Here is a 17,634-nt window from a genome sequence, read left to right on the forward strand (position 1 = left end):
CCAAAAGATCCCCCGGGGGGAAATTTGGTTCACGTCGTTCACCTACTCTCTTTCAAATTGTATCCCTGACATTTGAGTAGCCCTGTTAAACAGCTAATCCCAAAAGATCCCCCGGGGGGAAATATGAGACATAGTGCATTTGTCTATATGAGTTATACAGCCAGCATCTATACAAATAGGTTTAACTTAGGGTCAGGTACACATTAGCAACTGGCACTTCTGATGTGCGGATTTTAAAGGATTTACTAAATTAGCTTTGTAAATAGACAGCACTTAATTAGGGGGTCTATGTACAAAAGCTAAAAAATCCCCCCGGGGGATCTCGAACACCCATGAACATGTTGAGTAGCGCAAAATTCATTTAGTGTGAAAATTAAGGTACATAGATAAAGGGTATCGAAATGAAATCAAAAGGCATCAAATCAGCAGCTGAATATAAATGTGAGCTGGGGGAAATAATTGAATTAGTTCATTCAGAGTCAGTAGGCTATCAAAAAGCCGCAAAAGAGTTGGCTGCACTCACGGGAAAAGCCTTTAATAGAATTTATCCAGGCGAAGTACTGAAGACAGCTTTGAACACATGGCTTGAACGTATCTGCAAGGAAGTATCTATTTCGAGCCAAGGAGATACCAATAAAGAGTTTATGGTAAATGAATTTGACGAATCATTGTCTAAAATAGGTGAGGTAATAAGTGCCCCAATTAATTCATCTTACTTTGATGACGACTCGCTATATCGCTACCGGGAGCTAGTTAGTCAATACCCTTACGAAATACTGGTTAAGACTCTTAAGAGGTTTAGCGAAGACCTGGAGGTGGAAGGGTTCAAAGATATAGCTGGCGATGTAATCCGGAACCTTAACTTGGCGATGTATAAACACCATTCTCATGAAACTAGCTTTTTCAAGTTAATGGCCAGTCGGGTTTGCTGGGACATCAGGACACAGAGAGATAATGTTTGGGAAGATGGCAGATTAACCTATCAGAGCCGTGAAAGAATTACCGTGATATCTGAAGGTCTGGCGGCCATTGAAAAGCAAACCGGTGTTACCGGCCTATCAAAGCCTTTTAGTGATATCGCGGATATGTTCAATGATGGCCAGGTTATTGGTTCTGGCTCGGTGTTTGGATGCAAAAACACGCTAGAAGTCAGGGTTTTTAATAATCATTCGAGAGTTACGATCACTCGTGATGCTCTGTCTTCACTAATGGCATTTTTGGTAATCAACAAACCAGAAAATATCGACATAAAGTACATTCCAGAACAGCAACAAAGAGTTGCGTAAGTTACATCAATAGCTTTTAGCAAACAGTGCTCGCCTTATTAGGCATGCGCTAGAGAGTGTTTCCACTGGAAACGTCGTAACTATTTATCGACCACTAAGGACTTTGCATGTCAAAAACCACAATGCATATTTCAGTGTCATTGTCTGAAGACGAAAAGACGGCGACTATTCGGATAAGCAACCGGAGTAATCCAATCATTGCCGGGGTTCTTGGTGTTGAAAAAGATAACACTGGCTCGCTCAGCAAGATCTATTTAAACCGATTAATCCATAACGGAGGAAAATATTTGGACTATCAGGGGTACCTGCCAAGTGGGTGTATTAGCACCATTCTGACTAAGGCCGCTTGAAATCTACTTGACGTATAATCCAGTGGCAAAACTACTATTAGACATAACCTGGGCAGGCAATAACACAGAGACACAATGCCAAATCCATTGAAGATGAATTCACTTTCATTATTAACCCTGATGGGAAAAAACAAAGACACCAAATCAACCTGATTTGTAGCGCCAATTGAGTATATTGATAAAGTGCTCTTAGATAAAATTTGAGGGCAACCATCATGCATCACATCGAGACTTTATCACTTAAGGAAACCGCCAAAGGTAAGCGCGTCTTTTTGAATAACGCCTCTTTGGTTCGCAGTGGATTTGTGGCCGGCGCCAAGTATTCAGCAAATTACAAAAAAAACTTTGTCGAACTGACGTTAAGCACGGAAGGTACCCGAACGGTTGCTGACACATTCAAGGGGCCGATAATCGATTTGCAAAATAAGGGCATGACCAACGCTTTCCCAAAAGCCAGTCGCGTCCATGTGGATTATCTGCCGCAAGGCAAAATCCGAATTCGCGCCTATCATCACGACTCCAAAGTAGCCGCACGTGAAAACGCTCTGCTTTCAAAATTGAAATCCGGTTCGCCACTGCGTATTGGGGAACAATTTGCAGGCTTCGGTTTGTTGGCAAGACAAATTAAACGTGGATTAAAATCCCAAGGCATCAAGACCAGCCTTTGCTTCGCTGGCGACACAGATCGCTTTGCCAGCGACACTCACGCGCACAATAATGAGATGTGGTCTAGCAAGACTGACGATGCCATCCTGCTCAATGATGACCTGTTCACGATGGATATGAGTTTAGTGCCGCAAATGGATATGCTTATTATGGGTTACCCATGCACCCCGTTTAGTCAGCAGCAATCCGCTAAGCGCAAAAAGGATACTGCTCATGATTTGGCTGGCCTGTTGTTTGTACCGGTCCTTGAGTTGATTAACCGCGCCAATCCTGCGCTCATTCTGGTCGAGAACTCTCACAGGTTCGAAGGCTCTGACACGGACAACATTATCTCTACGGTACTTGAGCGCACCGGCTACAAATCAACCAGTACCACAATCAAAGGTACAGAGCACGGCGGCTTTGAAATTCGTCCTCGCATTGCCAAGTTGTTTTATTCAGCCAATCTGTGTGACATCGATTTAAGTCAATTGACCGGCAGCAAAACCAATCTGCGTACCGTGTCCGACATCCTTGAGCCAATTGCGGATGATTCACCGGCATGGAAAGACTTAGGCTATATCAGGGTCAAAAACACAGAAAAGCATCACAGTCACAGATTCTGTGAGGTCAAACCGACCGATACTGTGCTACCTACATTCGGTGCAAACTACGGCAAAATTCAGCCTGACAGTGCCATGGTAGCCCACCCCAGCAACCCTGATTTGCATCGAATATTCAGCACCGCAGAGCATTGCAATGTGCGTGACGTTGATGGACCACTTAAACAGATAATCGTAGATCTTGCCGAAGGCAGACATCACCTGTGCCAAGGCTCACGAACAAATGCGGTTCGCGCCCATAGAATTCTTGGAAATTCGGTAAGCCCGGAGTCATGGGATGCAACAGGAAGCTTTATCGGGAACTGGATGAATGGCCTTATTGGGAAATCCACTTCCATGCCATCAGCCAAGCCAATAATAGGGCAGTTGGATCTGTTTTCTTTAGAAGCTGCATAGGAACAAAGATGAGTAAAAGCAGATACAACCTTCCCACCTCTACCAGCCCTAAGCTGCATACCGCTTATCCTGTTGGCATGTTGTGTACTGTGGCAAAGGCATGTTTAGGCAACCCAGCTGGATCGGTTGCGGTAGTCTATGAGGCTTATCAAATAGGGGAGAGTCATCACGGAGCAAGCTTGATTTTCCCTAATGGAAATTACGACGGCTTTTCAGATCAGTGCATGGAGATTTTCGAAGTAAATCCAGTTCGGTTCGAGCGCAGCTGTGCTGAATATAAATTTAGAAATGTTTGTAATTTAGCTATCGATTTTTCAAAAGGACTTTTCAACAAAGCCTTCGTTTAATGCTTACGAATCCGGCGCCATATAGTGGCGCCAATTCAACGCCAGGTTACTTTACCCTCATATTTCTCAATGAGGTTAAACCATGTATCAGTATTTTACTCCCCATGAATACCGCCAGCAGTTTATCGAACACTGCACATCCGGAATGGTCAAACTTAAGGAAATGATCAACTTAGCAGAGTCCATGAGGGGATTCGGGGTAAGTCTGAGAATGCCTTATATCTCGGGTAATACTGAGTTCGTGCAAATGCACAAAGCTTGGTTTGATAAAATCGCACAGAACGTTCAAGCGTATTATTCAAATGATACACAAGCCACCATCGAGGCTGAGCGGATTTTTAATTCCTGTGCAAAAGCTGTCAACATTCGCTATCGAGGCCTTGAGCTGGCCGAATTGTCACTGGATGACATTAAGGAAGCGATAATCACGGCTGCCGACCTAATGGATTTTGAAAAAATGATTCATCTATTAGAAAGGGAAGGGCAGGGACTGGATAGCAAGGGCCGCCGCGATGCGGCCGACAGATTACTTTGTGCCTTTAACTTGAAGAAAAGAGATCACCGCTCCGACTACGGCGTTAAGAAGACCGCTACCCATACGACTATTTGCTCGCACCATTACTGGGGCACGCTGGGCGGGTACGACTGTTCGGACAACAAGCGAATGAGCAACATCGTCAATGACATCCAATTGGTGTCCAACGAATGCGGGGTGCCTGCGCTCGCTGCAACGTTCCGTTCATTATTTAAGGCCTTCCGGGCATGTGGGTATTCAGAACACTTAGCCTCACGGACAAAGTTTGGCTCGAAAGCTGGCGCTCAGATCACAGTATTCAAAGAATATTTCAAAGTTGAGCTCACTCATGATGTTTTCGATGCCTTGCTTGTGTTCTGCATTACCCACAAATCAGATGATGTTAATATCATCGACTTCCCTGTAGCTGCTTAGGTTATGCCTTGCTGCGAATTAAATACATCAAGGAGCTGGTAAAGCTTAACGTGTGATTGAGGGAGCTAAATCCAAAACATGTGGCAGATTCGCTTCCCTTGTCTGTACTGCCGCCATGTGAGACAGCGGCAATACTTTGGCGCTGGTGAGTCAACTTGGAAGATTCATCGAAGGCGGCGCTTGCACCATCTAATGACTCACATTTTACAGATATAACATTCATAAGGGGCATTAACGGCCCCTTTTTCATTGGTTAATCAAGCAGAGTTACTTTCCATTTTTTTAGTAATTCGCTTTATTCTCCCTTCGAACCCAGACTTTGTGTTGTCATGCAGGCCGAATCCAATTGCATCTTGGCAGACTTTGATAGCCTCTTCATACTTTCCGCATTCTGATAAATAAGTGGCAAAGTACTGAAATGTGGTCACCCTTGGCAGCATGTCATGCTGCTTGATTAACGCCTTTCTGATAGCAGGAAATTCTTTAAAATGAGTTAGTGCCGTGCTCTCAAGCATTCTCGCGCAATCCGGTTGAGAACGCTTCTTGTAGCAATAATCGACGATACCCATCAACAGAAAGTGCCTATCTATTAGGTTGGTTGGCGTTTCAAGCTGGGCAACCATTAAATTGATATCACCAGAAGTCCAGGCTTCAAAGACCTTATCAGCCTCTATATTTTCACCTTCCCGAAAAACATAGGATTTGAAGGAATTAACCTTGCTTTCTGACGGCTTCTTTTTCAGTAAAAAGTACAGCACAAAAACCACCAAAATTAGTAACAGCACGTTGATTATCATCTATTGCTCCAATTCAGTATTGTCAGTCCTGCAGATTGAGTAACCCTTACTTAATTCGGGTTACTTCTATTCGGTGGCGCGAAATACCATCAGCAGTACCTTAACAGCATATTTTAAGAAATTCGTCTTTAAAACAGATTTTTGGAGAACGATAATGCTGTTCAGAGAAATTGTCGCTGATAACTTTTGTGGCGGAGGTGGCGCGAGCGAAGGTATTTTTTTGGGTACTGGCCGTCACGTTGATATCGCAATCAATCACGATATCGATGCAATTAAGATGCATCAAATTAATCACCCAAATTCGAAGCATTACAATGAGTCAGTTTGGGAAGTTGATCCGCGTGAAGCTGCTAACGGTCGGCCAGTTGCTTTGGTGTGGCTATCGCCAGATTGTAAGCACTTCAGCAAGGCTTTAGGCGGCGTCCCAGTAAAGAAAGAAATACGCGGCTTGGCATGGGTAGCTGTACGATGGGCAGCTACTGTTCGCCCCCGCGTAATCATGCTTGAAAACGTAGAAGAGTTTAAAACATGGGGCCCAGTCCTTGAGAATGGCAGACCGTGCCCGGTAAACAAAGGGAAAACCTTCAAATCATTTGTCAATGCATTAAAGCGGCAAGGTTACTCTGTGGAATGGCGCGAACTTCGGGCTTGTGATTATGGTGCACCAACAATCAGAAAAAGACTATTCCTGATTGCTCGTTGTGATGGCGCAGCAATCAAATGGCCAAGGCCCACTCACGGAGATCCTAAATCAGATTGCGTAGCAAAAGGTAGGCTTTTGCCTTGGAGAACGTCTGCTGAATGCATTGATTGGTCAATAGAATGCAATTCTGTGCTTGGTCGGAAGAGGATGTTAGCCTTCAATACATTACGCCGAATTGCTAAAGGCGTTCAGCGATATGTCATCGATTCAGATGATCCTTTCATTATCAAAGTAAACCACTCAAGTGAGGATTTCCGAGGTCAGGACATCAATTCCCCACTTCAAACCATTACCAGCAAGAATGGGTGGGGCGTTGTAACACCATTTATCACTGAGCACGCTAATGCCTCTTCTCAACGAAATATGCCAATTGATGAGCCACTTAGAACAATCTGTGCAGGCGTAAAAGGGGGGCATTTTGGCATTGTCACTCCGTTTGTTGCACGGCAGTTCGGTAATTCTGTTGGCCATAAAATTGATGAACCCAGCGGGACTGTTACAGCTGGTGGCGGCGGAAAGTCACAACTTGTTTCTGCACATGTTGTTAAATTCAGAGGGCAGTGTACTGGCCACGGTGCTAAAGATCCTTTTCACACAATTACTGCCGGGGGTAACCACCTTGGAGAAGTCCGTAGCTGCATATTGAAATACTACGGCCCCAATGTAGGCCAGTCAGTGAATGGCCCACTGCATACCGTCACCACGAAAGACCGATTCGCAAAAGTGGATGCAGAAATCCAGGTCGAACAACTCACCGATGACCAACGTTACAGCGCCTGGTGGATTGCCAGGATAATGGACTATGCGGGAACAGAGCCGGATTACGTTTACCCTCATCCGAGAAGGCAATTCGTAAGAGCCGTCAACGGCATTCTTATCGATATCGGCATGCGGATGTTCGAGCCTCGTGAATTATTCCGCGCCCAAGGGTTTAGGGATAGCTACGTTATAGATGTTGACAAAGACGGAAGGAAGATTTCCAAAGCCAAACAAGTTGCAAGATGCGGTAACGCGGTTCCACCTGTTTTCTCAGAAGCATTGGTACGGGTCAATTTGCCAGAGTTAATCCTACACAATAAGCAACATGAAATAATTGAGCAACCTCAAACGATAGGTGTCAATTAGCTCAACTTTAGGTTTACAAAAAAGTTAGAGGGTAATTCCAGGGGCGTTATTGTTCACAAAAGGTTGACCAAAAAGGCCAATAGGGCGCAAAAAACCATTGGCCATCAGCCCCTGAACCAGAACAAGGCGGGCTCTTTTAAACATTCTGCACCATAGGATAGCTGATTCACTACGTTCTATTCACCCAGGCAAATTCTTATCCATGGGAAAATATCCTCAGTTATGGTGGATACTTGGACTGAAACAGATGAGTTTATTTAGAAAAGAGCTCTTAGAAGAACACAATTTAACTAATGGAGTTAAAAATATCGCAGTGCTTTTCCCGTCCATCCATAATGGTGTATCTATTGCAAAACTTGCTCAAAGTCGCATTCCAATCCCTGAGCCGGTTTACATTAAACTTTCGTTTAAATGCTTAATGCCCCAGATGATGGCTCTCACGCCTTCATCAACGATAGCGAATTATAAAGGACAACAAGAGCTTCACTTTGTTGTCGATACAAGTTTCTTACACTGCAAGGATAATAAAACCATGCTTGTTTCAGTCGCTGGTAAGTTTGAGCTAAGAAGGGCGCACGATGTAACGCGCAAAGATGTGCTAATCGGAAAGGTTATTGGTCAGTTTAATAATCAAGTTCTTGGCATCTTCAAGCATGCCAACGTTGCATAAAAAGAGGCAATCCTGTGGAAAATGAAACAAGCAAGTATAGCTGGATGCTCAATAAAACAGTTATGTTCAAACGTCAGTGCCTGACAGAGAGCGTTATAGCGTTCTATGGAACTATGGCGATTGATATACTTTTTTTGGTTTCAGGGCTTTCCATTAAAGATGGAAAAGTCATGGCTGAAATCACCACAAACTTTTTGCCGCACCCCAGTGCGGTTGACATTGAGCTCATCGAATACATTGAGCCCAGAGCATTTGAAGCTTTATTAAATACTCAGCCGGAGAATAGCCTTTTGATGGCTAGTTGAGGCAGTCCCACAGGAAGCCGAGACACATGCTATCTTGTTGGCGCTATTGATTCAGGCGTGGGTTAAGAAGATTTGTCCGACTTCGAACTTTTATACCCTAGACATGCCGCAAAAGACGCCTCTATTGCAGCATAGCTCTAAGAAGTTGGAGTATTATAATCGCGTATTCTCATGAGGGCCTGGACCGATTGAAATTACATAAAACAAAAACATAAATTAGCACGCCAAGCTTTCGCAAGGCGTGCTTTTTTGTACCTGCTGTGCCATTCAATAGCCTCAACTTCAATAACCGTTACCATTGCAGAAACAAATCAATGACCCAGAGGGATGCATGGTGAACCAATATCAACTCGCTACAGGAGACTCGTTACGGCTTGTTAAGGACATGCAGGATGAGTCCGTCGACCTAATTGTCACAGACCCAGCATATGAATCTCTTGAGAAGCACCGCTCAGTGGGAACTACTACTAGGTTATCAGGGGAGTGGTTCGAAGTGATAACAAACGAGGAACTGAAAGGGTTCATTGTAGATTGCTATCGAATTTTAAAGAATAACGCGCACTGCTATATTATGTGTGATCAGGAAACCCATTATGTTGTTCGAGAAGCCGCTTTAGCTTGTGGCTTCACATGGAAGAAGTTTTTGGTATGGGACAAGATGGCCATAAGCACTGGCTATTCTTGGAGAGCTAAGCATGAAGTGATTTGTTACTTGGAGAAGGGTAAGCGAAACTTATTCAGTAACTCACTTCCGGATGTTTTGAGTCATAAACGAATTCGCAACAGGTATCCTACTGAAAAGCCGGTGAGCCTTTTTAATGATTTAATTCTAAATAGCTCCAAGCCCGGAGAATTGGTTTTTGACGCTTTTGTGGGCTCTGGCGCTTCTATGGATGCCGCTCTTTCATTAGGACGCGACGTTATTGGGTTTGAGAAAAAGGAATCTCAAAGGGAGGGGATTATCAGTCGGATGGAGGGTAACCATCCAGATGCAATCTATAGTGATTCATTATTACAACCGAGAATGCAGTTGCAGCTGGCTGTATAGGGCTGATTAAGCTTCAGACACCCCGATAGTGGCGGTGCAAAATAGGGAGGCTATAAACAGCCTCCCAAAGCTTAACTGCTATTTCCGTTTGGGAATCTTCCAAGCTTTATAACCGTAGTTATAAGCATCCATAAGTTCCGTGCTGTTCTTCTTTCGCTTAAAACGGCGATAGATGAAATCTTCGTTGTTATTTATACCAGAATTCATAGTTCAAACTCCGATATAATATAAGGTAAATGACAACGTAGCGGCTTAGCTTCTGGGCAAGCGCAGAGCACCCCCATTTTGTACGGGCAATGTTTGCCTAAAGTAAATTTACAACTGTTCATAAAATAATCTCCTAGAGATTTTAAAGCTTTTAAGGAGACAGCAGAGCATCAGATGTAACTACTTGTATTATATGAAGTGTTGAATGTTGACAGATAAAGATATTGAAATAATTCATCTTAACTGTTGTCAACACTTCGAATAGTAAGCTAGTCTATCAATGTAGATACAAATTTGTATCTACTCGGAAACGTGAGTGCTAACAAAACGTAAACCGAACCCTACTGTCATTGTTTTCTGACATGTAGATAGGCGAAGGGTGGTGTACCAGACCACCCTAAGCTTTCCTTCCTTGGCAAGAGTCAATATCACATATCGTGACGGTATAACCCCTGTACTGTGTTATCCACAGTGCGTCTTCTTTAATCAAGATAGTGAGGTTTTAGTTTTAATGCAACCCAATATCTACGTAGCCTGTATTTAGGTTAGTAATCACTTACTATGAGCCTTCTGAAAAGGCATAATTTAAAAGAATGCAAGCTGTTTTTTTTATTTTTATGATTACTTAGAACAATTTATTTTGATAAGCAAGCTCTTACAATTTTTCAATATATTGTGCCTATTCATCCTCGTAGGGGGTATATATGGTGTTCGCAATACTTGAATATGTAAGGGATACCACAGATGCGGATGTAAAGTGCTACTTTCAGTACTGGATGAGGCTAAAAGAATAAGGGGTAAGCTGCCAAAACAAAAAAGCCCCCGGAAGTCAGGGGCTGAAATTGCATCTACAATGATACCGGAAGCGCCGACGTTCTAATTTACGGCATCCTTCAGTGCTTTACCGGCTTTCATGCCTGGTACTTTAGCCGCAGCAATTTGTATCGTTTCACCTGTCTGCGGGTTTCTGCCTGTCCGAGCTTTGCGTTCAGATACGGCGAATGTACCAAATCCAATCAAAGAAACGGAGCCACCAGCTGCCAATTCAGCAGTGATTGCACTTAAGGTTGAATCCAAAGCCTGACCTGCTTTCGCTTTGGAGATGTCTGCACCTTCAGCAATTTTGTCAATTAATTGAGACTTATTCATTTATTTGTTCCCTTTTGCTCTTGTCAATATCTGATTATTAGGATCTAGCCTACCCAGGCTGCGGTTGTGACTCTAGCAACAGAACAACAACCGTGAAAGATTAACTTTTCATAATTGGATAGCTCATCTAATACCATTCGAATGAATCTTGGGCGGGAACACATTCATTGTTCATCAGTGACAATGCCGGCTTGTTCCATCCAGTAGCGCCAAAACCAGTCAGGGGTACCATAGTCACAACTGAAACAAAGCGATATCCGACATGAAGCACCCACATATCAAAACGTTAAAAACCACCTACGGAAAAGTAGTGCGTGTCAGCGTGAAAGACTTGGCCAACCAAGCTATGGACCGACTGCCCTTATACAGTCAATTTGGCAAACCATTGAAGCCGGACGGCCCTCACATGTTTAAACGTCCACTGGCCGTTTATCGTGAAAATTTAGTAGTACCAAACTAATCGAAGGACAGGAGTACAGCTATGTATGACGCATTTTTAATCGAGTTTAAACAGCGCCCTTTGATGTCACTTTTTGTTCGCGAGAATGACGCTATTGTTGAAAAACAGGTTGAGGTAGGCAGTAAAGAGATGCTGGAAATTGACTTCTCTTCAGTCGTGCACACCCGCCAGTTTTCTCAGTGGCATGATTGCACCGGCAAACCCATGTTTGAGGGTGACGTGATTAAATTTGCGGTTCGTCGCTTTTCCGATGCCAATCCATATGATTACAAGCTGTACGAGCTGGTTTATGGATACTTTGACAATGGCCAGGATTGGGGGGATGCCGTGCGTGTCTGCGGTTGGATTCTTAAACCGATAGACGGTGAATTTGCCAATACGCTCATGTGTATGAATATGCCTACGCATATTAAAAGCGCTGAGCGATTCACATTCAAGCCTGAAGACGACCTAGAGGTTATAGGTAACACAATCACTGGCTACGATGACGAACGGCCTTCAAAGATTAAATGCGGAGCAATTGACACTTCGCTCGCTACGGCTTTCAACAATGCAAAAGCTCAGGTGGCATCATGAATTATGAGCGTGAATTTCTCGGCCAGCCACCCTTGGATAAGCAGCCTCTGGCTCAGTACGGTGACCTTAAATGCCAGTATACGGGCGTGACATTCTCAGATGCGACCGTCGAGGCCTACAACCAATATACGCGGGATTTCAATCGTACAAATTGGCGAGCCACCCAGGAATTCCTTCTCGACCAGCGACACAAGTTTATACATGGTTTGATGTATCAGAATCTGGAAAAGCTTCAACTCGGCCCATCTGTTCAATAACGGGCTATGGCCGTTCAAATGGATGCGGCAAATCAGCTTGATAGTACGATATTCCTACGTTTGTAAGAGGAAGTAATTCACATGAAATATCCAGTATTTGTACCAGTACAAGGCGCTTCAGTTGCAAGCACTTTGATTAAAGGCGGCAGCGCTATTGTAGGTAGTCTTGAGTCATCAATTGAGGGCTACGTGACCGTGTATTTCGAAGGCAACCTCTTTGATGCGTGTAATCTGAATACCATATTCGACCGCGCCATGATTGCGGCAGGCCGTCTTCACCAGAGATATCCGACAACTGCAAAGGCAGCCATTCCTGCCAGCGAGCTTATCCAGGTCGGCATTTACTGTTACGCCAATCACGACCTTCAAATTCAATCTGACAAATTGGCATTGCTTCAGTCATGGGCAGACCTTGATCCACGTAAACCACAAATTCAAAAGGCTTAACGTCAACTACCCACCCCTAAAGGGGCGGGCTTGTAAAGCCCTATGTTGACCAGACCCCATCAGGTAACTGATGGAGCCGTTATCGGAGAATAGATAGGCACCGTGGGATGACTTGCCAGTTCCACGCTCTGCGGGAAGCGATTAAACAGGCGTAATGGGTTAAGCCAGTGTCGATTTCTTCAAACCTCCGACTAACTTGGTCGAGGCAAACATTACCCGTTTTATGCGGAGAGCGTCTGGTAACAGACATTAATTTGGAGAATTGATATCGTGAGAGTTTTGGTGCTCGACAATCAGAAACAACCTTTAATGCCTTGTCGTCAAGCGCGAGCACGCCAGCTCCTACGTGATGGTAAAGCAGCGGTGTTTCGTCGTTATCCTTTCACCATCATTCTCAAGGAGAGACAGGGAGGTGATACTCAAGCAGTGTCATTGAATGTCGATCCTGGGAGTAAGACTACCGGGATTGCACTGGTCGCGTTACTTCAACGCGGTCACGTTGCCATCTACGGCCAGCATATTGTCCATCGTGGACAACAGGTGCGTGATGCACTGGAAAGTCGTCGCGCCTTACGCCGCTCACGTCGTCAACGCAAGACACGCTATCGCAAGCCTCGCTTTCTGAACCGAACCCGTACAGCGGGATGGTTACCACCATCACTGATGTCTCGGGCACACAATGTGGAAACGTGGGCGAAACGCCTAAATAGGTTCGCGCCTGTCACATCGGCAAATGTAGAAACGGTGCGCTTCGATACACAGTTGCTCGAAAATCCGGACATTGCCGGAAGAGCTTACCAGCAAGGCTCGCTGTTTGGCTGGGAGTTACGTGAGTATCTTCTGTATCGCCACCAGCATACCTGCGCGTATTGTCATGGTCTGACAAAGGATGCGGTGCTGGAAAAAGAACATATCATGCCCAAAGCACTGGGTGGCTCAAACCGATTGGCTAACCATGTCATTAGTTGCCGCAATTGCAACGAGGACAAAGGTAGCCTGCATCCCAATGTTTGGATGGCGTTATGCAAACAGCGCGGTGATAAACTCAACCTGACACGCGCCAATAACATGCAGCGCATCATGGACGGATACCGGCCCTCGATGAAAGACGCCGCTTCGGTGAATGCCACACGCTATGCTGTCGGCAACAGAATCAAATCAATCATTCCAAATACGCAATTCTTGTCGGGCGGCCTGACAAAGAAGAATCGGTCTGTTCAGCGCTATCCAAAAGATCACTGGATTGATGCCGCGTGTGTCGGTCCAAACGGTAGCGCTGTTTCGCTGGAATGTAATCATATCCTTATTGCTTCGGCAAAAGGACATGGCTCACGACAGATGTGTCTGGCTGACAAGTATGGTTTCCCCAGAACGTCAGCCAAAGCATCCTCTGTCGTTCATGGATTCAGAACGGGTGATTTGGTCGTGGCCAATGTCCCGTTTGGAAAAAAACAAGGGTTACATGTCGGAAGAGTGGCTGTTCGCAAAAGCGGCTATTTCAACATTCAAACCGAATCGGGTGCTGTGCAGGGCGTATCCCACAAACATTGTCGGATAACACAACGCAGTGATGGCTATAACTTTAACTATGGAGCGGCAATTCCTCCCGGCACTAAAGTACCGGGTCTCCTTGCCGTAGCACGATGAACCATACAGTCGAATTAAAGCAGTCGGTGGCCACTAAGGTCATCGCAAGTCTTGCTCAAAAATACCTTCCGTTTGCGATGGAGCCTTACCCGTTCGATACTTTCGCGATTACGGTTAAGTCTGAATACCAGTCTGAACTGGATGCGCTAACTGCCGAGCATGCCAATCACACTGAAATCAGAGACTTGTTCACGGTCGAAGAATGTACTCCGGTTAGCTTCGTAGATGCTGTATCCCCAAAAACTTTTTTCATCTTAGAGAGTCGCTGGTTCCAATTGTCCTATTGCCTTTCTGCGGATGTGGAGGATGGAGAGTTGGTCCCTGACAATGACTATCGCGGTGAAGCAATCAGCATTGAGCAGGCTTTGGAAATGGCTAAGCTGCAAGGGCTTAAGCAGTCAGAGCTTTACATCTTCAATGAAGAATTCGTTGCCACTCGCAAAGTGGTCATTCACCAGGTACCAATCAAGACCCAGGCAACTGTAGCCAGCATTAAAGATCTGGCGCAGGAGTGCGTAAATAACATGGGTGATATTTTTTATGATGATAATGAGAACCCAGAACACCCCTATGAAAGCGCGGTGGAGTCAGTTGAAGACACCATAAAAGCCTTACTTCCAATCAAGCAGGCCTAGGCCCAACCGTCCGGTCACATTCGCTCCCTGAAGTGGCCGGGCAACCCTTCAAATCAACATCCGTAAGGGTTATTCGCGTAACTACCTGTCAGCCAGAGACATCGAAACACCATGAAGGGAAGGCGTTCATACGGTAGCGACATATTGGCTATATGGGATTATATCCCTGTCGCAAGAAGTGACTGAAAACAAGCTCAACAACATGAGGTATGAAGATGTCATTTGGATTTATTGAAGTTTTAGCAGTAGGTAATATCGGTGAAATCAGCCCAGCTACGTTGCCATCAGGCGATGCAGTAACAAACTTCACCTTCGCATCCACCAAGTATTGGAAAGACAAGCAAGGCCAGCAGCAAGAGAAGACCACTTGGGTACGTTGTAAGGCGTTTGGTAAAACTGGCGAACTGATTAGTCAGTTGGCAACAGTGGGCACTGAGATGATGCTTAAAAACGCTGAGCTGACAATCAACAAATGGAAAGACAGCAATGGAGTTAAGCGCGAAACTCCAGAACTGATTGTGAGTGAGTTCCGTGTTCTGTCTCGTGGTAAGAAATCTGAAAGTTATCAGAACCAAAGCCAGCAACAGGCATCAGCACAGCCAAATGCTCCACAACAACAGCAGCCAGTCACGCAACAGCAGATTGGCAGCGAGTCAGCTGAAAGAATGTTTAATCAAAGAGGATAAAAACTCTCAACCAATCAAGGCCACATTGTTGTGGCTTTTTTTGTATCTGGAATTGCTCATGAAGATTTAATCTGTTCCATAATATCTCCACCAGCGGCTGATCATCCCTAAAGCTTAAACAACATACTTTTGCTTTGAAGCTTCAAGCTGCTCTTTGAGTCACAACATGGCTGCGGGATCCTCAGCTGTCATTATTTCGTTTATCTCCATGCTCACAATGTAAGTCATTGACAATAGATTCAGTATGATCTTCAGGCCTAATAATCCCCTTTAACCCCTTTAAATACAGTCGGTAGCGCCGATTTGGAATCATTTTATTTTGCTCCTGTGTGCAACCTACATAGGAGGGAAAATGACAGTTTCACACACCCGGTTTATCAATGAGATTTTAAGGTTCTTGGGAAATGGAAGTTTCCAAACGGATGAGGACTTTAAACTCGAAATGATAAACCTATCTGACCATGAATATGTACATGAGGAATTGCGCCAGCGAGCAAAATCAATCGCTGATGCTTGGCCGAATGTATCCGGCTCTGAGCTGGGCAGTCTTGTCGAAGACTTGCTTGTTGATGCGAAGAGAAAGTACAAGCCCAGGAAATAGGGTTATAGGGCCTTAAAGGGCCCATTCAGGGGCTGGGCTTTCCAGCCCCTTTTTATTTGTAATGACTTTCGGTTGTATGTTCGAACTATCTGAAGGGCAATTATAGACAAACACCGGACATTCAGCTTCGCTCGATTGTTAAAGTTGAAGTGATCGCTTTCTACGGAAACTGGACGCTCATTTTTTTGAGAGACCGGGTCCTGCGTCAGTAACACTTTCATTAATGCGAGTGGTTTTGGTGCGGGAGCGATGGCTTCTTTTGTAATGGGTGAAGAAAATAATTAGTGAATGGCAAATAGGGCGCTAATTGCGCCCTATTTGCCTGCAATAAATTGCTATTCAGGGTTAGGCTTAGGGTTAGGCTTAGGCTTAGGCTTAACAGGTAGTGCCATACATATTCCACCTAGCTCTTTATACGCCTCGCACGCTTTGTCGAACTTTAACTTTTGTAATTCTATATTGTAGCTGTCCGACGTTTCTGAATTGATAGCCGTGTTGTACGCTGTTACAGCTTCTTGCAGAGCTATTTTGGCGTCTCGCTTAGCTTCTTCGTTATCAGTTGGAGTCAATTTACTCACAATAGCTGTAGATAAAGGCTCTTTAATATTTTCTAGCAATTCTGCTAAAAATTTATCACCTTTTGTCGGCTCCTTAAGTTGAACATTTGTCACATCAATGCGTACAGGTGAATAAACTTTACCTATCATTTCTCTAAGGTCTGCCGGTTTGAACGTTGGCGAAGTAATAATAGGCGTAACATCCCTGACAAACGCTCCCCATGAACTCATAGACATGCCTGGCGTTTGATAATATCCAGTCATCCATTTTTTATCTGTAGGTTTGAACGTCTTAGTTGTGCCTGGAGTTACCTCTCCGAAGTTCATGGTTATGGTTGCGTATTCACTGCCTGATTCTGTTTTACCCGGCCCCATTATTGACGTGATATATATTTGCCCTCGCTCTTTTTCATCCTTTAACAATTTAGCTATATGGAGGAATGTATTCTCTACCTTAAATCCGGTCTTATCATTCGATTGATGCATTTTGTATTCATAGACTGAGTACAGCTCACCTGTTTCAAATAGTGGTTTTGGTTCATATCTAGACGGCGCATTTTGTGGCGCAACTTTTGGCAAATTTTCATTCAAATACTTGACTACCTTTTCGGTTGTATCTAATTTTTCTAGGTCCGTATAACTTATTTTTCCAGCGTGACTATAGAACCCTTTATTTAACTGACTGGGATAGAACATGCCGGTAATGACGGTTACACATGAAAAGCTTGGGTCTAAAATAGGGTAGGCGTACTTGTCAGTAGCATTTACAACTCTATAAAGGTCTGCATATATGTGGCCCTTATTTTCATTCTTCTTGATTTCGGTTAGTTTCTTTTTGTAATAGTCGACAGCACTATTAACAACCAATGGCACCAATGCACCTATTAATATTTCAGCAAGCGCTTCTGGCTCAGGTGGAGGGGGCTCAAATAAGCAATGTTTACTAATGTACACATTGGTCCTAAGTGCTTTTTCTTCCACCTTTGGTGCTACTGCACTGGCATCATCATTACTGTTTGTCGTTGGATTTGAATTCGCTTTTTTTTCAGTTGAGTTGCAAGCAACTAAAAATGTCAGAGTTAGAAGGATAATTGAGAGTTTTTGTTTCATCTGCTGCGTTCCCTGTCTAATTTGAAGTTTTTTAAATCGACACCGAACAGCTGAAGTA

The 17,634-nt window shown here is 44.4% G+C and carries 19 protein-coding genes; 16 read left to right on the top strand and 3 right to left on the bottom strand.

What is annotated here, in order from left to right; genetic code table 11:
- The first annotated feature begins 401 nt into the window (after positions 1–401).
- From OIK42_RS18760 to OIK42_RS18780, 5 genes are all read left to right on the top strand, one after another.
- Positions 402–1,286 (top strand): hypothetical protein, encoded by an 885-nt coding sequence (locus tag OIK42_RS18760; protein ID WP_273642673.1) that lies wholly within the window; start codon positions 402–404, stop codon positions 1,284–1,286.
- A gap of 107 nt (positions 1,287–1,393) precedes the next feature.
- Entirely contained in the window at positions 1,394–1,636 is a 243-nt protein-coding gene (locus tag OIK42_RS18765; RefSeq protein ID WP_273642674.1) for a hypothetical protein, read from the top strand.
- 215 nt (positions 1,637–1,851) lie between these two features.
- Positions 1,852–3,300: a DNA cytosine methyltransferase gene (locus OIK42_RS18770; RefSeq protein ID WP_273642675.1), complete on the top strand. Its 1,449-nt coding sequence runs from the start codon at positions 1,852–1,854 to the stop codon at positions 3,298–3,300.
- An 8-nt stretch (positions 3,301–3,308) separates the two neighbouring features.
- Positions 3,309–3,647, top strand: coding sequence for a hypothetical protein (locus tag OIK42_RS18775; RefSeq protein WP_273642676.1), 339 nt, complete (start codon positions 3,309–3,311; stop codon positions 3,645–3,647).
- Positions 3,648–3,729: 82 nt separating this feature from the next.
- Positions 3,730–4,596, top strand: a complete 867-nt coding sequence (locus OIK42_RS18780) for a hypothetical protein (protein WP_273642677.1) — start codon at positions 3,730–3,732, stop codon at positions 4,594–4,596.
- 257 nt (positions 4,597–4,853) lie between these two features.
- Here the strand turns inward: OIK42_RS18780 and OIK42_RS18785 are convergent, their stop codons facing one another.
- Positions 4,854–5,393 (bottom strand): hypothetical protein, encoded by a 540-nt coding sequence (locus tag OIK42_RS18785; protein ID WP_273642678.1) that lies wholly within the window; start codon positions 5,391–5,393, stop codon positions 4,854–4,856.
- 154 nt (positions 5,394–5,547) lie between these two features.
- On the opposite strand from OIK42_RS18785, the gene OIK42_RS18790 reads away from it, so the two are divergent.
- From OIK42_RS18790 to OIK42_RS18805, 4 genes are all read left to right on the top strand, one after another.
- A complete protein-coding gene (locus OIK42_RS18790) occupies positions 5,548–7,221 on the top strand; it encodes a DNA cytosine methyltransferase (protein ID WP_273642679.1) in 1,674 nt (557 codons plus the stop codon).
- A gap of 202 nt (positions 7,222–7,423) precedes the next feature.
- Entirely contained in the window at positions 7,424–7,891 is a 468-nt protein-coding gene (locus OIK42_RS18795) for a hypothetical protein (protein ID WP_273642680.1), read from the top strand.
- A gap of 14 nt (positions 7,892–7,905) precedes the next feature.
- Complete coding sequence (locus OIK42_RS18800; RefSeq protein ID WP_273642681.1) at positions 7,906–8,196, top strand: hypothetical protein; 291 nt, start codon at positions 7,906–7,908, stop codon at positions 8,194–8,196.
- A gap of 331 nt (positions 8,197–8,527) precedes the next feature.
- Entirely contained in the window at positions 8,528–9,244 is a 717-nt protein-coding gene (locus tag OIK42_RS18805; protein WP_273642682.1) for a DNA-methyltransferase, read from the top strand.
- A gap of 1,083 nt (positions 9,245–10,327) precedes the next feature.
- Here OIK42_RS18805 and OIK42_RS18810 read toward each other — a convergent pair.
- Positions 10,328–10,600 carry an HU family DNA-binding protein gene (locus OIK42_RS18810; protein WP_273642683.1) on the bottom strand — a complete coding sequence of 91 codons (273 nt, stop codon included), beginning with the start codon at positions 10,598–10,600 and terminating at the stop codon, positions 10,328–10,330.
- 481 nt (positions 10,601–11,081) lie between these two features.
- Here OIK42_RS18810 and OIK42_RS18815 point away from each other — a divergent pair, with 481 nt between their 5' ends.
- The 7 genes from OIK42_RS18815 (at position 11,082) to OIK42_RS18845 (ending at position 15,909) form a co-directional block, all read left to right on the top strand.
- Positions 11,082–11,636: a hypothetical protein gene (locus OIK42_RS18815; protein ID WP_273642684.1), complete on the top strand. Its 555-nt coding sequence runs from the start codon at positions 11,082–11,084 to the stop codon at positions 11,634–11,636.
- The gene (locus OIK42_RS18820) at positions 11,633–11,893 is read left to right on the top strand and encodes a hypothetical protein (RefSeq protein ID WP_273642685.1); all 261 of its coding nucleotides are present in this window, start codon (positions 11,633–11,635) and stop codon (positions 11,891–11,893) included. The genes OIK42_RS18815 and OIK42_RS18820 overlap by 4 nt, the downstream gene beginning before the upstream one ends.
- Before the next feature lie 81 nt (positions 11,894–11,974).
- The gene (locus OIK42_RS18825; RefSeq protein WP_273642686.1) at positions 11,975–12,340 is read left to right on the top strand and encodes a hypothetical protein; all 366 of its coding nucleotides are present in this window, start codon (positions 11,975–11,977) and stop codon (positions 12,338–12,340) included.
- A 270-nt stretch (positions 12,341–12,610) separates the two neighbouring features.
- Positions 12,611–13,987, top strand: a complete 1,377-nt coding sequence (gene iscB, locus OIK42_RS18830; protein ID WP_273642687.1) for an RNA-guided endonuclease IscB — start codon at positions 12,611–12,613, stop codon at positions 13,985–13,987.
- Positions 13,984–14,622 carry a hypothetical protein gene (locus OIK42_RS18835; protein WP_273642688.1) on the top strand — a complete coding sequence of 213 codons (639 nt, stop codon included), beginning with the start codon at positions 13,984–13,986 and terminating at the stop codon, positions 14,620–14,622. The genes iscB and OIK42_RS18835 overlap by 4 nt, the downstream gene beginning before the upstream one ends.
- A gap of 215 nt (positions 14,623–14,837) precedes the next feature.
- Positions 14,838–15,308 carry a single-stranded DNA-binding protein gene (locus tag OIK42_RS18840; protein WP_273642689.1) on the top strand — a complete coding sequence of 157 codons (471 nt, stop codon included), beginning with the start codon at positions 14,838–14,840 and terminating at the stop codon, positions 15,306–15,308.
- Positions 15,309–15,660: 352 nt separating this feature from the next.
- Complete coding sequence (locus OIK42_RS18845) at positions 15,661–15,909, top strand: hypothetical protein (RefSeq protein WP_273642690.1); 249 nt, start codon at positions 15,661–15,663, stop codon at positions 15,907–15,909.
- Positions 15,910–16,244: 335 nt separating this feature from the next.
- Here the strand turns inward: OIK42_RS18845 and OIK42_RS18850 are convergent, their stop codons facing one another.
- Positions 16,245–17,576 (bottom strand): hypothetical protein, encoded by a 1,332-nt coding sequence (locus OIK42_RS18850; RefSeq protein WP_273642691.1) that lies wholly within the window; start codon positions 17,574–17,576, stop codon positions 16,245–16,247.
- Between the last annotated feature and the right edge of the window lie 58 nt (positions 17,577–17,634).

The organism is Alteromonas gilva (genome assembly GCF_028595265.1).
GTDB lineage: Bacteria > Pseudomonadota > Gammaproteobacteria > Enterobacterales > Alteromonadaceae > Alteromonas > Alteromonas gilva.

Coding starts and splice junctions, on each gene's coding strand:
- OIK42_RS18805 (WP_273642682.1), top strand. CDS start 8,528: ATGGTGAACCAATATCAACTCGCTACAGGAGACTCGTTACGGCTTGTT.
- OIK42_RS18810 (WP_273642683.1), bottom strand. CDS start 10,600: ATGAATAAGTCTCAATTAATTGACAAAATTGCTGAAGGTGCAGACATC.
- OIK42_RS18815 (WP_273642684.1), top strand. CDS start 11,082: ATGTATGACGCATTTTTAATCGAGTTTAAACAGCGCCCTTTGATGTCA.
- OIK42_RS18775 (WP_273642676.1), top strand. CDS start 3,309: ATGAGTAAAAGCAGATACAACCTTCCCACCTCTACCAGCCCTAAGCTG.
- OIK42_RS18835 (WP_273642688.1), top strand. CDS start 13,984: ATGAACCATACAGTCGAATTAAAGCAGTCGGTGGCCACTAAGGTCATC.
- OIK42_RS18850 (WP_273642691.1), bottom strand. CDS start 17,576: ATGAAACAAAAACTCTCAATTATCCTTCTAACTCTGACATTTTTAGTT.
- OIK42_RS18825 (WP_273642686.1), top strand. CDS start 11,975: ATGAAATATCCAGTATTTGTACCAGTACAAGGCGCTTCAGTTGCAAGC.
- OIK42_RS18760 (WP_273642673.1), top strand. CDS start 402: ATGAAATCAAAAGGCATCAAATCAGCAGCTGAATATAAATGTGAGCTG.
- OIK42_RS18765 (WP_273642674.1), top strand. CDS start 1,394: ATGTCAAAAACCACAATGCATATTTCAGTGTCATTGTCTGAAGACGAA.
- OIK42_RS18785 (WP_273642678.1), bottom strand. CDS start 5,393: ATGATAATCAACGTGCTGTTACTAATTTTGGTGGTTTTTGTGCTGTAC.
- OIK42_RS18840 (WP_273642689.1), top strand. CDS start 14,838: ATGTCATTTGGATTTATTGAAGTTTTAGCAGTAGGTAATATCGGTGAA.
- OIK42_RS18770 (WP_273642675.1), top strand. CDS start 1,852: ATGCATCACATCGAGACTTTATCACTTAAGGAAACCGCCAAAGGTAAG.
- OIK42_RS18820 (WP_273642685.1), top strand. CDS start 11,633: ATGAATTATGAGCGTGAATTTCTCGGCCAGCCACCCTTGGATAAGCAG.
- OIK42_RS18845 (WP_273642690.1), top strand. CDS start 15,661: ATGACAGTTTCACACACCCGGTTTATCAATGAGATTTTAAGGTTCTTG.
- OIK42_RS18790 (WP_273642679.1), top strand. CDS start 5,548: ATGCTGTTCAGAGAAATTGTCGCTGATAACTTTTGTGGCGGAGGTGGC.
- OIK42_RS18795 (WP_273642680.1), top strand. CDS start 7,424: ATGGGAAAATATCCTCAGTTATGGTGGATACTTGGACTGAAACAGATG.
- OIK42_RS18780 (WP_273642677.1), top strand. CDS start 3,730: ATGTATCAGTATTTTACTCCCCATGAATACCGCCAGCAGTTTATCGAA.